The sequence below is a fragment of the Gammaproteobacteria bacterium genome, from assembly GCA_014075255.1.
GTDB lineage: Bacteria > Pseudomonadota > Gammaproteobacteria > UBA4575 > UBA4575 > JABDMD01.
On record CP046178.1, the window covers coordinates 364912 to 380044 of the forward strand.

13 protein-coding genes are annotated in these 15133 nt (G+C 38.1%); all 13 read left to right on the forward strand.

Annotated elements, in window-relative coordinates; all coding sequences use genetic code 11:
• The first annotated feature begins 80 nt into the window (after positions 1-80).
• The 13 genes from GKR92_01835 (at position 81) to GKR92_01895 (ending at position 15086) form a co-directional block, all read left to right on the forward strand.
• Positions 81-329: a hypothetical protein gene (locus tag GKR92_01835; GenBank protein ID QMU60503.1), complete on the forward strand. Its 249-nt coding sequence runs from the start codon at positions 81-83 to the stop codon at positions 327-329.
• Positions 326-1786 carry a hypothetical protein gene (locus tag GKR92_01840; GenBank protein QMU60504.1) on the forward strand — a complete coding sequence of 487 codons (1461 nt, stop codon included), beginning with the start codon at positions 326-328 and terminating at the stop codon, positions 1784-1786. The genes GKR92_01835 and GKR92_01840 overlap by 4 nt, the downstream gene beginning before the upstream one ends.
• Complete coding sequence (locus tag GKR92_01845) at positions 1777-3654, forward strand: hypothetical protein (protein QMU60505.1); 1878 nt, start codon at positions 1777-1779, stop codon at positions 3652-3654. Before GKR92_01840 ends, GKR92_01845 begins: the two co-directional genes overlap by 10 nt.
• Before the next feature lie 2 nt (positions 3655-3656).
• On the forward strand, positions 3657-4037 hold the full coding sequence (locus GKR92_01850; protein QMU60506.1) for a response regulator: 381 nt from the start codon (positions 3657-3659) through the stop codon (positions 4035-4037).
• A complete protein-coding gene (locus GKR92_01855; GenBank protein QMU60507.1) occupies positions 4034-6235 on the forward strand; it encodes an EAL domain-containing protein in 2202 nt (733 codons plus the stop codon). Before GKR92_01850 ends, GKR92_01855 begins: the two co-directional genes overlap by 4 nt.
• Before the next feature lie 61 nt (positions 6236-6296).
• Complete coding sequence (locus tag GKR92_01860; protein QMU60508.1) at positions 6297-8357, forward strand: STAS domain-containing protein; 2061 nt, start codon at positions 6297-6299, stop codon at positions 8355-8357.
• A 10-nt stretch (positions 8358-8367) separates the two neighbouring features.
• Positions 8368-9495 (forward strand): hypothetical protein, encoded by a 1128-nt coding sequence (locus GKR92_01865; GenBank protein QMU60509.1) that lies wholly within the window; start codon positions 8368-8370, stop codon positions 9493-9495.
• Between the two features lie 239 nt (positions 9496-9734).
• Positions 9735-10247 carry a prepilin-type N-terminal cleavage/methylation domain-containing protein gene (locus GKR92_01870; GenBank protein QMU60510.1) on the forward strand — a complete coding sequence of 171 codons (513 nt, stop codon included), beginning with the start codon at positions 9735-9737 and terminating at the stop codon, positions 10245-10247.
• Between the two features lie 45 nt (positions 10248-10292).
• Positions 10293-10850, forward strand: a complete 558-nt coding sequence (locus GKR92_01875; GenBank protein ID QMU60511.1) for a hypothetical protein — start codon at positions 10293-10295, stop codon at positions 10848-10850.
• Entirely contained in the window at positions 10847-11290 is a 444-nt protein-coding gene (locus GKR92_01880) for a hypothetical protein (protein ID QMU60512.1), read from the forward strand. The genes GKR92_01875 and GKR92_01880 overlap by 4 nt, the downstream gene beginning before the upstream one ends.
• Positions 11291-11317: 27 nt before the next feature.
• Positions 11318-12298, forward strand: a complete 981-nt coding sequence (locus tag GKR92_01885) for a prepilin-type N-terminal cleavage/methylation domain-containing protein (protein QMU60513.1) — start codon at positions 11318-11320, stop codon at positions 12296-12298.
• Positions 12295-13299: a DNRLRE domain-containing protein gene (locus tag GKR92_01890; protein QMU60514.1), complete on the forward strand. Its 1005-nt coding sequence runs from the start codon at positions 12295-12297 to the stop codon at positions 13297-13299. Before GKR92_01885 ends, GKR92_01890 begins: the two co-directional genes overlap by 4 nt.
• Complete coding sequence (locus GKR92_01895; GenBank protein QMU60515.1) at positions 13203-15086, forward strand: hypothetical protein; 1884 nt, start codon at positions 13203-13205, stop codon at positions 15084-15086. Before GKR92_01890 ends, GKR92_01895 begins: the two co-directional genes overlap by 97 nt.
• Positions 15087-15133 lie beyond the last annotated feature (47 nt).

The following is a 15133-nucleotide window of genomic DNA, read 5'->3' on the forward strand; positions in this document are numbered from 1 at the left end:
TACTCATTATGTGGGTATGGATACGCTGAAGTTAAAGAAACTCAGTTATTAAAAAAAACCCATTTATAAATCCAGGGTTTGTGAGCGATGATTCGACCAAGCAAAGAAAAGTGCCAGAAGAAAGTTCTACATTATCAGAAGACAGCTTGCGAGCAACTTTATCCTCAAGTCAAAATTCGATTGCAAATATTGATGGTTTAATGCTTTTCGTGGGGGATAAGATAAGAGGTTACGAAATGATTTCCATTGGGGAAGGCTCAGCAACTTTGGTTAGAAATGGTAAAGAAATAACTCTACACGTGAGTGAAGCGCATAAAAAATTAAAATGAATAAAAATAATTACATAAAGTGTCTCTATAGGATAGTTCACGTCTTTGCGTTATGCATAATAGCTTCATTAATAGCAAATGTATCAGCGCAAGAATCTAAAAAAATATCTTTGACTTTCCATGATGTTGAAATATCAGAAGCAATGGAGATGCTCTCTATTAAAGAACGTGTAAATATTGTGTTAGCTAAGGATGTTTCGGGTGAAATATCCGTTAACTTATATAATGTAACCATTAGACAAGCAATATTATCCATTGCTGATGCTGCGGGATATGCAGTTGAATATCGAAATGGCAGCTTTTTTATTATTAAGCGTGAAGAAAGCGGAAAGTATGCGAGAAGTGGGTTAACAGAGTTACGAGCTTTTAAAGTCGAATATTCAGATACAAGTGTTGTAGAACAAATATTAGAAACATATTTGTCGGAATATGGAAAGATCACCAATCTAGCTCAACGTAGAATGCTTATTGTTGAAGATTTGCCTTCATTTGTTAGACGAATCGAAACTATATTAGCTGAGATAGACCAACAGCCAAAACAAATATTTATCGAAGCTAAAATATTAGAGATTTCACTGCGAGATACTGAATCATTTGGATTAGATTGGACGAAAATCTTTAGCTCGGATGGAGGAACAGGCGCAGCAGGAACAAGGGGGTTATCAAATTCGTTATCACCGGGATTATTTTTTGACTTGGTTACTCCAAATATTGAAGTGGCATTAGACACACTGTTTACTAGAGGAAGATTGCGTACATTATCCACACCAAAATTATTAGCTCTTGAAGACCAAGAGGCAGAAGTAATTATTGGTGACAGATTAGGCTTTCGAGTTACGACAACGATTAATCAAATCACCAGTGAAACCATTGAGTTCTTAGAGTCAGGCGTGATTTTGCGAGTACTACCATCTGTTGATGGGCAAGGCCGAATCATGCTCACGATTCATCCAGAAGTAAGCACTGGCCGTGTTGAAGATGGAATTCCAAGCCAAGTGACAACCGAAGTATCAACTCAAATGCTAGTTGAAGATGGGCAAACAGTATTTATTGGTGGTTTGATTCGGCGCAGCTTAGATCAAAGTAAGCAAGGTGTTCCAGTATTGGGAGATATACCTTTGCTAGGGCGTGTTTTTTCTAATAAGTCAGATAGCAGTTTAAATACTGAGACGGTTGTAATGATTACACCGCATATTGTCGATGATCATAATAATATCATCAATAATGCTGAGAAAGCGCGTGCTCTTAGAATCGAGAGTGAGCTGGAAAATAGAGCTACTGATATCAATGTAAAAACTGATAAAAGCTTTAAAGATGATTCATCTACTAATGAGATTGATGAAAAGTCTGCTGATGTTGCTGTTATAAAACCAACAGAAAATACTCCTATAATTTCATCTACCTGCAGTTCGCGACATCCAGCAAACCCCGCTAGTTATAGTAATGGATGTTATTAAATAAAATGACTAAAAATAATTCAAATAATATGTCTGCTTGGGTAAGTCAACGTATGGGGCTTATGGTAATACTAGCTTCATTGTTTGCTGCAGCTTCTATTGTTTATTTGATATTTAATCATTTGCATAGCTCTCGTATTGCACAAATTCGCACACAAGGTATAGATCTGGTTCGATTAATATCTGAAATACCTTATTACCAACTGGTTCCAAATGACGGTCACCGAGGAACCTTAGAACTTATAAAATACAATGAAAATGATCAAAATTTTGCATACGGTGCAATAGTTGATAAGACAGGATTATTAATTACAAGTGCTGCTGTACCAGGAATTATTATCCCAAAGCTAAAGCCACCTGCAGATCCGAGTAGCTGGTTAGCAGAGAAAAGACTTACATTAGAAGGTGATGGTAAGAAAATTATAGAATTTCATTCGCCCCTTATAGAAAAGGGGGCGCTACTTGGTTACGTGAGGCTAGGATTCTATGAGCCAAAATATGGATTAACTGCAAGTGAAATTCCGTTCTTAGCATCAATTTCGCTACCAATATTTTTGATTGCAGCGTTATTTCTCTATTTGATTAAACGAGAAATTAGACCATTAAAAGCCGCAGGGAACAAAATAAATGATTTGGTTAATAAAGGTAATTTTGAACAAGTCCAAATACAAGCGAGTGGTGAGTTGTCAGAGTTTATTCACAAATTTAATGATTTTGTTAGTCTCGCGAAATCGAGAATATTAGAATTAGAAACGAATAAAAGTGATTTAGTAACGTCATCAAAACTACTGACTTACAAACAATCAAAAATAGAAAGTGTACTTCAAGCATTGCCAGAGGCCGTTATGGTGTTTGATGAGTCGGGTAATGTCAGCTTTGTGAATTCTAAAGTATCAAGCTTGCTGAATGTACCAGTAGATACAATTATAAATAGTGACATTGAAAATTGGTTAGCTGATTCAAATGCAATAAAATATATTAAAAAAATAAAAAATAATCCTACATCAAATTATCCTTCTGAAAAACTGGAATTTACACCCGAACATTCTACTGATAGCCGTATTGCTATAAAAGCGTATCCCTTATTTTCGCCTAAAGACACTAAACACGTGTATGGAACTTTAGTACTGTTTCAAGATGTTACTGAAGAGAGTTTTGCAAAAAATGCTCGCGGAGAGTTTGTAGCGCATGTAGCACATGAGCTAAAAACTCCACTCAATGTGCTTGCGATGTATAGCGAAACATTACAGCGAGAGGAGGGACAATCTGTTGAGTTTCGTACTGAAGCAATTAATGTGATTCATGATGAGGTGGAGCGGATATCTATGCTTATTAACAATCTGTTGAGTATTACAAAGATAGAAATGGGTAGCTTAAATCCCGAGAGGCAGCATGTTAAATTACGTGACTTGTTAAAAGATGTATTTGAAACTATAAAAAGAAGCGGCCGTTCTAAAAATTTAGAATTTATATTTGATGTGCCAAATGAAATTTCGTCATTATATGTTGACAAAGATTTGCTACGCATTGCAATTAACAATTTACTAACGAATGCTATTAAATATAGCGATATAACTGGAACAGTAACTCTGTCTGCAGAGCAAGTCGATAATTCAATTCATATTAGAGTGCGCGACACTGGAATTGGTATTGATGCCAACGAGCAGCATCAAATCTTTGAAAAATTTTATCGCTCTAATGATGAAAATGTGAGGGAGCGTACTGGCCATGGATTAGGTCTTTCTCTTGCTAAAGATATTATCAATTTGCATCACGGTAAACTTAAATTGCAAAGTGTAATAGGAGAAGGATCAGAGTTTACGATTATATTAGAAAATAATTCTTCAATGCTAGAAAGGGCAGTTTAAACATGAAAAATATTTTAATTGTTGATGATGAGCCTCATGTGGTTAGAGTTATGACGCTAGCATTAGAGAAAAACGGATATAAAGTAGTTTCGGCATTTAATGGCGAGCAAGCGCTAGATAAATTAAAAGAAAAATTACCAGACTTTCTAATTACAGATATTGATATGCCACGTATGAATGGAAGAGATTTGTGTAAAAAAATTGATGAAGAGATGCCTGACAGAAAGTTTCCAATACTAGTGCTTACCTCTAAAACAGAAATAGAACATCGAGAATGGACGAGAGATATTCAACATACAATGTTTCTCGAAAAACCTGTAAGTATTCGAAAATTGATTAAATTGCTAGATGACTATAGAAATAAATTCGGGTTGGTAGCGTGAAAAATCCACTAAAAGAAATTGATTATATTAAATTTAGTCAACTGATTACGCATTTAAATTCAAATATACAGGCATTTTCCGCTTGTGATGCGAATGGTAACGTATTCTGGTTAAACGTGCAGTCATACAAGGAATCGATTAATGAAGTAACAGGTGAATTACATAAAAACATAAAACGTAATCTAGATAATTCTGATCAAATATATTTTCGGTCATCTGTAAATAGCGAATCACTTTATCATATCGTGTTATTTGATTTAGCAGATAGACCATGTGGAGGACTTTCTATCATTGTTAAATCAGATAGCAATAAAAATAAAAAAAATAAAACAGATGAAGAAAGCTTAGAACTCATTGCCTCACTTGTAAGTAAAGAGAGAGCGCTTTTATCAGAGTTGAGTTCGATGGCATATGAATTAGAAGAAAGGTATGAAGAATTAAACCTTGTATATGATACGGATGACCAATCTAGTGGATTAGTTAATGGTCCTGAAGTTTTGCAAAATCTTGTTCAAAATTGCACAGATTATTTAGATGTTGCAATGGCGGTTTTAATTATGCCAAGAGAAGATTTAACTATATTTCATCATAATACTAAATACACAATTCATTATGTTCATTCCATGTTACTACAGGTAAAAAATAACTTATTTCCATGGTTGGAAGAAAATGGGAAAAGTTTGGTGATGAATGATTTATCTGATGCGTTACGAGATTCATTAATACCAGATGTACCTTATAAAATAGCATGTAGCCCAATACTGATTACTAACGAAGAAGTAAGTGGAATGCTTGTTACATTGAATCCAAATTATGCACGAGACTTTTCTAATAGTGATCGAAATTTGTTAGAAACTATGGCGAGAAAAGCCGCTAAAGTGACTATGGCTAACTATGACAGTCTTACTGGGTTGCTAAAAAGAAATGGCTTTGAGTATTTGCTTGAATCTGCACTTAATACAGCACAGTCTGAAGGAAAAACCTTCTGCATATTGCATATAGATATCGATGGGGTAAAAGTTGTAAATGATACAGCAGACACAAAAGCAGGAGATCAGTTAATCGTTGATGTAGGTAAGCAGATACGTGAAAAAATTAGAGATACTGATTCTGTTGCACGTTTGACGGGTGATAAATATGGAGTGTTGCTTGATTCATGCTCATTAGAGATGGGCTGTAGTATTGCTGATAATATTAGATTAGCAATTCAGGAGATGGGCTTTTCTTGGGATGATCAGAGTTATGAAACATCTGCTTGTATTGGTGTGGCAGAAATGAATGCAGATTGTGAAAGTATACAAAGTATTTTTGCAGCTGCAGAGCTAGCGGTGAACGTAGCCAAAGAGCAAGGTCGTAATTTAGTGCAAGTGTATCAATCAGGCGATACTCAGTTGCAACGTCGAAAAGGAGAGGTGCATTGGGTTAGAAGGCTTCAGAAAGCGCTTGTTGAAAATGGATTAGAATTATTTTGTCAATTAATTCAACCTATTGATAATTCGTCGAACACACTGCATTTTGAAATATTACTACGCATGAAGAATGAAGACGGCAGTATTGTTCCACCCATAAAATTCCTTCCTGCTGCAGAGAGATTTCGACTCATGCCAAACGTGGATGCATGGGTCATCGAGAATAGCTTTAAGCTGCTTATGGAGGCCTCAACGCAATCAAACGTATTCGATTACATTTGGACTATAAATTTATCTGGCCAATCTATGAATGAGCCTAATATAGTAGATTTAATTACCTCATTATCAGATAAGTACCAGGTTTCACCTGAAATAATATGTTTTGAAGTCACTGAAACTGTCGCAGTTAATAATTTACAAGATGCAAAGCATCTTATGGGTATTCTTAGAGATCAAGGGTTTCGGTTTGCCTTGGATGATTTTGGCTCTGGTTTAAGCTCATTTGCATATTTGAAAAATTTACCAGTTGATTATCTTAAAATCGATGGGTCGTTTATCAAAGGTATTGTCGATGATCCATTCACACATGAGATTGTTAGGGCGATCAATCAAGTTAGCCAAGTTCGTGGGCTGGAAACGATTGCAGAATTTGTTGAAAACGAAGACATCATACGTTGTATTAAAGATATCGGTATTAATTATGCTCAAGGATACGGTGTTGGTAAACCGATTCCACTTTCTGAGCAGTTGAATAGTCTGCAACTCGAAAAATTGCGTTTTGTTAGTTAAATATTTTTCATGTTTGATCAATGCCTTTCTCTATACCTGCGAAATTAATAGTTAATTAATTATGAGCGCTGCAGAAGAATATATTACTCAAGAGATTATGCGCAGTCGCGTGGGAGCTATGACATATCTTGCGCCTCGTTCAAAACTTGTGGGAGAATCAATAGAAAAGTTTAAAGCGATTGTGGCAGACTGTATTAATCAAAATGAAAACCATATAGTCGTTGATCTAATAACCACCTCGCTCATTAATAGTGAAGCGTTAGAAGTATTGCTCGATACACAAGATGAGTTAACTAAAGTGGGCGGGAGTATTAAGCTTGCAAATGTTAAAGACAAAATACTAGAGGCTTTCCAAATTACTGGTTTTAAAAATGTAATTGGTATTTTAAAAACAGATGGCCAGGAAACTACCATTTCAGCAATTCAGCCTGATTTCAAAGAAAATGTAAGATTGGGCGACATTTTATTGGCAAAAGGAATCATTACAGCGGCACAAATAGAAGAGGGCTTGAAATTACAAGACGCTACTGGAAAAAAGCTTGGGCAAGTTATTGTAGACCGTGGATGGGTTACCGAACAAGATATTTTGAAAGCTCTATCCGAGCAATTATCGGTTCCATATATTCGTTTAAGAGCAGATCTATATGACCTGGAAGTGGTAAGTTTGTTAGATAAGAGTGTAGCAAAACGTTTAAAAGTACTTCCACTATTCAAAATAAGAGACGAACTTTCTTTAGCCACTGCAGATGCTCAAGCGGTTCCAAGTTTTAATGAAATAGAAGAACGATTAGGGTGTCGTGTACGACCAATCCTTGCTAGACGTGAAGATATTCTTGAGAACATAAACGAAGCTTATTCAAATGGTAATCTTGCATCTGAATTTATTGGAGAATTAGAAGAAGATTTTGAAGTCATCGATAACCAACTTGATCATGACTATGCGGCTATTGATGAGGTTGCTGCAGCCAGTCCAGTAATTAATTTAATTAATTCAATTATTCAACGTGCGGTTCAAGATCATGCCAGTGATATTCATATAGAGCCCGCACGAGGTAAATCACGTGTTCGATTTCGTATCGATGGTTTGCTATATGAAGTTATGGCGCCAAAGGCTGAATTACATCCCGCTTTAGTTTCGAGATTAAAAGTCATGGCTAATCTAGATATATCAGAACGTAGACTACCTCAAGACGGTCGAATACAAGTGCAAACTCAAGGTCGCTCAGTTGATTTGCGATTTAGCTCATTGCCAGGATTATATGGAGAAAAAATAGTATTACGTGTATTAGATAAGAATCAAGCAATCCTTGATGTTAATAAATTAGGTATGAGTAAACAGTCGCTCGATGTATTTACTAATTTGTTAGACAGTAGTTATGGATTATTGCTGGTTACTGGACCAACAGGCAGCGGAAAAACTACTAGCTTATATGCAGCAATAAATTACTTAAACTCTATTGAGAAAAATATTGTAACGATTGAAGAACCAGTTGAGTACCAAGTTGATATTGTTAATCAAAATGAAGTGAAGCCTAAAATCGGCTTAACCTTTGCAAAAGTGTTAAAGCATGTATTGCGACAAGATCCAGACGTAGTCATGGTAGGTGAGATACGCGAACGCGAAACAGCAGAAATTGCAGTACAAGCAGCGCTCACAGGTCACCTTGTTTTATCGACATTACATACTAATGATAGTGTGGGAGCTGTTAATCGCATGATAGATATGGGAATAGAGCCCTACCTTTTGTCCTCAGCGATGATTGGTGTTGTAGCACAACGTTTAGTTCGAGTGATATGTCCTGCATGTAAAACGAGTTCTTTGGCTCCACCTGAACTTGTTAAGCGATATGGATGGTCAGAAAAAGAAGCAGTAAGACTTCATCGTGGCAGAGGGTGTGCTGAATGTTATGACTCTGGATATAGGGGACGCATCGGTATTTACGAAGCATTGAAAACGGATGCAGAATTGCAGCAACTAATTATAACAAACCCAAGTCGTGATCAATTAGATGATTATATTAAAAAGAATCATGTCAAAACGTTATTTTCGGATGGTTTAGATCAAGTTCGTGAAGGTGTAACCACGATTGAAGAAGTAACTCGTGTGGTTAATACTGGTTGAGTAAACTTCTATGCCTATCGAAATAAGACCATCAACTGCAGATAAAGTCGTTGATCAACAAAACAATCCGTGGCAGAAAAAATTAACGCTATTTTCTGCTAAAAAAGTTTCATCGAAAGATAGGATTTTTCTATTTCAGCAAATTCAATTGTTGCTACAGACTGGGACTCCATTGTACGCAGGATTATCTGCTTTACAAAAACAAATTGAAAAGCCAGCTGTAAAAAATCTAATTAGTGAATTGATTTCTACCATTGATGAAGGCAAATCGTTTTCCTATGCCTTGTCAAAATATCCCAATGTCTTTACATCAACACAGGTAAATTTGATATCTGCGAGTGAAGAAGGTGGATTCATGGGGGATGTATTGCAACAGATACTGGATATGGAGGAGCGACGAGAAAAGTTAAGGAATACGTTAATTTCAGCAGTATCGTATCCTTGTATCTTGGGATTATTTTCTCTTGGTGTAGTGATATTTATACTAACGTTTGTATTCCCAAAGTTTGCGGATATGTTTGCAAAAATACACGATACATTGCCAGTCACTACAAAATCACTCATGTGGATGAGCGGAGCTTTAACTAATCATTGGATGATTATCATCGCAGTATTCGCAAGTTTAATAATACTAGTGGGTAAGTGGATTAGTAGTAAGTCAGGCAGAGTGTTTGTTGATAATTTTAAATTATCTTTTCCAGTTATAAAGAGTGTGTTTACACAGTTGTATCTAGTTCAGTCTTTGCGCGTTATGAGTTTGTCATTGGCTAACGGTGTGAGTGTTATGGATACCTTAGCAGACTGTAAAAATACTGTGCAAAATAAGCTTTATCAAAAATTTTTGTGTGATGTAGAGCTAAAAGTACAAGAAGGTAGTGGTATCAGCAGTGGCTTTGCACAAGTAAATTTTATTCCACCGCTAGTAAAGCAAATGATAACTACCGGCGAAGAGACCGGTAATTTACCTATAGTAATGGGAAAAATAGCAGATCATTACGAGACTGAGTTATTAAAATATTTACAAACCTTATCTAAGCTCGCAGAGCCGATTATGCTGTTATTAATGGGTGGTTTAGTGGGCATTATTGTCAGTTCATTAATTTTGCCAATTTTCTCTTTGTCTCGAGCAGTTCACTAACCAAACAAGCTCATTCACTATCACTGCTATGATTTACATGTATATGTAAATTACTGAAAATAAGGAAATTTTCCATATATACAACATAATTATTATCTGCTGGTGCCAGTTATAGCTAAATTACTAGCATTTATCAATTATGTGAACTGAGTCATTTAAAGACCTCGCTCAACTGCCGATAACCTAAAAGTAAAGGTTTGCATACAAATATTTAATATTAATTGAGAGGGAATTTTAAAATGTATTTATCAAAAGTAAAACAAGCGAAAGGATTCACACTTGTGGAGCTTTTAATTGTTGTGATTATATTAGCGATCTTAGCGGCAATTATTGTGCCGCAGTTTTCTGCCAGCACTAATGATGCAAAGGCGGCAGCCTTGCAATCCAATTTAGCCAACTTACGTTCATCCATTGAATTCTATTATCAAGAACACGGTGAATACCCTGGTGCCAATATTGCTACCGGTGCTACCTGTGGAAGTGGTGCAGCCGTAGGCACCGGTGCCGCGAATAGTCAAGAAGCGCTAATCGCACAACTCTCACGCTATACCAATGACGATGGACTTGCCTGTACCGGTAAGGACGCTACCTTCAAATACGGACCTTATCTAAAAGGAGCGATTCCAGATAACCCCGAAGGCAGCAGTAATACTATTGTTGTGGTGAGTGCAGGCGTATTAGGACTTGCTTCAGCAGCAGCAGGTGGTTGGCGCTACGACACCGTCACCGGTGAATTTATTGCAGATAACTAATCGTTAATTTTCCCTGGCAGAATATGCTGGGGTTTAATTGTTTTTATGAAATCGCAGGGTAGCAAAGGCTTTACTCTACTAGATACCATGATTGTAGTGTCAATCATGGCAACTTTTGCAGTAATGGCACTTCCTTCTTTTACTTCTAACGATACCTATCAACTTGATTTGGCTAAGAATGAAATTGTGGCTGCAATTCGTTTTGCTCGCAGTGAAGCCTTACGCACGGGAGAAACTTATGGGGTAGATATAAATCGTGCAAGTAAACAAATAACAATTTACAAAGCAGATTTAACGGTTATTCCAGTGGGCCAAGAATTTATTGCATACCATCCTATAAATAAAAATCCATATGATTATAATTTAAATACAGATTTTAATTTAATCAACGTTAGTATTGTAAATTCAACAGAGCCATTTTTATTTACTGATTCGGTGCGACGTAAATCTTTGTTGTTTGATGCAAATGGCACTCCAGTTTGGTTTGACTCAAACACAGGAACTACATATCAACTTAACAACGGTGTTGTTGAATTAGCTAAAGGAGTGCATACATATAATGTAAGTGTGCAACCTTACAACGGTAGAGTAACCAGCCAGTGAAACGTGTTGGCTACATATTTTATGTTAAGCGCTTACAAGATGGCTTTTCATATATAGAGATTATCGTCGCAACCTTTTTGATTGCAATTACTCTTATGCCTGCACTTGAATCCATGGAAGGGGCATTGGCAGGTTCTGAAGTGCATCAATCTTTATCCACACAGCATTTTCAACTGCTCAGTAAAATGGAGGAGGTTTTAGCACAACCTTACAGCGCATTAGAAACAGCTGCAGCCGCAGCGGCTAGTGCAACGGTTCCAACAAGTTTTTCAGATGCCGGCGGTACAACTGATAGACGTTTAGTTTTTTTATTTGGTTACGATGGCGATAACGCCGATGCAGATGCAGATGCATTTACCGGGGTGGATGATGGTTTGATGTGGGTGCGCGTTGAAATAGAGGGTAGTGCTCAGATTTTTGAATCCGTTACGAGTCGTTAAGTTAGTTATTTTTGTAACAAGTTAACGATGTTAATAATAAATAAAAAAGGCTTCACGCTTATCGAAATGTTGGTTGCGATGGTAATCGCAGCATTACTGATTGCGGCAATGGATGGAGTTATAGGTCAAGCACTTGAGGCAAATAGTGCCACACAAACACGCAACGACTCAGTTCAAGCGGCTGACTATGCCATGCAGCGTATGACGAAAGCAGTGACATCAACCAGGAAATTGCTTATTCCATTAGGCGACAATGTTGTCACGACGTATCGTGAAAATGTTCGTGAACAAACCATACCAGCTTCACCGCCTGAAACCGGAAGTACGTTAGCAACAGCGGTGCTTGCGGTGTCTTTACCGCTTGATTCAGATTTGGATAGTAATGGAGTGCCTGATGCTGACAACGATAACGATGGTCGTTACGACGAAGACTTGCCTGCAGATTCTCAGAAAGATGGTAAGGCGGGTATTCGTGATTTTGATGATGATGGAAACGGTACTAAAGACTTTATATTTTCACCTGCGGGTGATGATGATGAAAGTAATGATCTTGCACAAAGTGAAGATCCTATCAACGGTATGGATGATGACGGCGATGGAAGTATAGATGAAGATTCTAGTGCAGATATGAATGGCGATGGTGCGCCTGGAGTTGTGGGGGTAGATGATGATGGTGACACTCAAGTGGATGAAGGTGATGTAAATGATGATGATGAAGACGGCAATGTTGACGAAGATTGGTTAGACCCACTTGTTTATTATTTAAATAATGGTGCGTTGATTGAACGCATTGCGGTCCCGTGGGATGCAAACACTAGCGGTACAGTTGACGGGAGGGACTATGTTGAATCAACCATTGCAGAAAATGTAACGCTACTCCGATTTGAACGTGTGCCCATGTCCGCGGGTGATCGTGCACAGCTAGTAGATATAACTTTAGAACTCTCTCCACCTGATGGTGAGGTGGTCAGTTTAAACGCACGTGTTCGTGTGGGTGCAGCGCAATGATCCACTTTGATATAACACTTAAGAGCATAAAAATACAACACGGTTTTGCGTTATTACCGGTTGTAATCATAATTACCGTCATTGCAAGCATTGCACTGCTTATAAATAGTCAAAGCGCGATGAATACAAATAATGTGGCATCACAAAATGAGAAAACTGAAGTAGTGTATCTTGCGCAAGCTGCTTTAGAGCATGCTACATGGGTAGCTGATGATAGCGGGTGTACAGGGTATTCACTTCCTGCTACATCGCTTGGTGCTAATTCATATACTGCAACCTATACACCAACTAATGATTCACCAGTTACTATTGCGGCAACTGGAACGCTCTCCAATGGTGTGACGCACACTATTACTGGAAACAATATGCAAGTTTTTAATCCCAATACTCAAACCATATTATTGCAACCGGGTAGCGAGGGAATAGATAGTTTTATTGAAGGTGACTCAGGTCATCAAGATCACAATAAAGAAACGGATAAAGATTTAAAAATTGATTCTGAGACGAATAAAAATTATCGTATATTATTTCAGTTTGATCTTTCATCAATACCATCAACTGCGAAATTGGATTCGGCTGTATTGGAAATGTATATGCATAGTAGTAGCGGTGCAAATGATGAAATAGAAGCGCACGCACTTACACGTGCATGGACAGAAGATGGTGTTACGTGGAATGACTATAATGGAATAAATTCCTGGAGTACTCCAGGTGGTGATTACGATGCAAATATTGCCGGTGCGTTTACACCGAATGGGGCAGGATGGAATTCGTTAGATATAACTAGTCTTGCACAAGCGTGGGTGACAAGTGATTACCCTAATTATGGAATGATACTTTTGTCTCCGTCTGCTTCAGGCAATAACAAAAGAAATTCCACAGTAGTGATGCGGCTGATTCAAGTTTGCATCCAAAATTCACGATTACTTATAGATGTGAGTGTGGCGTGGGACCGTGTGCGCTTCCACCATCCAATGAGCCCATCGCTCATTGGAAACTAGATGAAACCAGTGGCGTCAAGGCATTGGATTCGGTAGGTGGTCACGATGGAGAGCTGGTTAACGGTCCAGTTTGGGAAGCTGGGGGTCGCATCGACGGTGCTTTAGATTTTGATGGATCAAATGACCAAATAGTTGTCCCACATGATGACACGTTGTCGCTTACAGAGGCGCTGACGATGTCAGCTTGGGTATTCAATCAATCAGCATTTATGTCATCGACCCAGCGAGTGATTAGTAAGGAACAAATCGGGCAGAACGATTCCTATTGGATGGCTTTGTCTGGTGGTTATTTGTATGTTGGCATTGGTGGAGCAATTTATACACCCGACACAATTTTTAATACCAATCAGTGGTACCACCTTGCCACTTCATACGATAGTGTGACCGAAGAAGTGCATATCTACGTTGATGGCGCGTTAGAATTAAGCGAACCAGCAATTGCGTCGTTAAACGAAAATACCGCTGACATTACGATTGGCAATAGCAATTGGGAAAACAAACCATGGGAAGGATTGTTAGATGATGTGCGTCTTTATAACCGTGCACTAACCCAAGAGGAAATTGACGAACTTGCAAATATACCCTCTGCAAACCCTGTTGCACATTGGAAGCTAGATGAAACCAGTGGCGCTATCGCTGTTGATTCAATAAGTGGGCATGATGGTACATTATTCAATGGTCCAGTGTGGAATGTCAGTGGACAAGAAAATGGCGCGTTGGGTTTTGATGAGATAAATGATTATGTCTTAGTGCCCGATTTTGCATTTGGCACAGATTTCACTGTGTCATTCGGCTTTAAGATAGATGACAATTCAGGTTCGTTGTTTCAATATATGTACAGCCATGGCGATATAAATGGTGTCAGCAGTCTCAATGTTTTTCTTAACGAAGACGCACATGGCACTGATCCCAATATATTACGCACCGTGATTCGTGATGAGAATGACACCCTTAATAATACCGCTTTGGAATTTGATGTCAGCAGTATCATAAAAGATGATTTCTGGCACACCTATACGTTAACAGTTGCAAATGGGAAGGGAGCTAATGTATATCTCGATGGTGTGCTGCAGAACTCGGATTCGCGGGGTAGCGATGCTTTTAACCCGACAACTGATATTTATCTTGGAGCGCGACAGGATTTGAATGCTGATCGTCTTTATGGTGGTTTGCTCGATAATGTCCGTATTTTTGACAGCGTACTTAGCGATACGGATATAGCAGCGCTTGCCATAGAAAAAGGTAGCGGGGGCGGGGGCGGCGAACCACCTCCCGAGCCAAGTTGTTCTGGTTATTTTCTTGACGAATTTAATGCGAGGAGTTATTCAGGTAATAACGGTACATTAAATTGGTCTACTGACTGGTTGGAAATAAACGAAAGCAACGGAGCAACTTCTGGGGATGAACAGGTGCGCAGTGATTTAGGGAGAGATTTCGTATTGCGTGTGCGTGATAATGACAGTGGTGGCGAAGGTGTTGAGCGTGAAGCAGATTTATCATCTTATACGAGTGCTACGTTGAATTTATTATTTAGCAGAGCTTCTCTCGATAATTTAAATGACTATGTAAGTATTGAAGTATCTTCAAATGGTGGTAGCACTTGGGATGAAATTGATCGTATCGAAGGGCCTGCAGACGACTCAAGTTATCTAACATTCAGTCAAGATATAAGTAAATTTATATCCAGTAATACTCGGATTCGTTTTATTTCCTCTTCAACATTGGGCAACACAGACGAAGTGTATTTTGATGACGTGCAAATTGAGGTGAGTGGCTGTGCAAAGTAATTACTAATGGTATAGATCATTAGTATTGCTAATCGTCTTGAATAGGT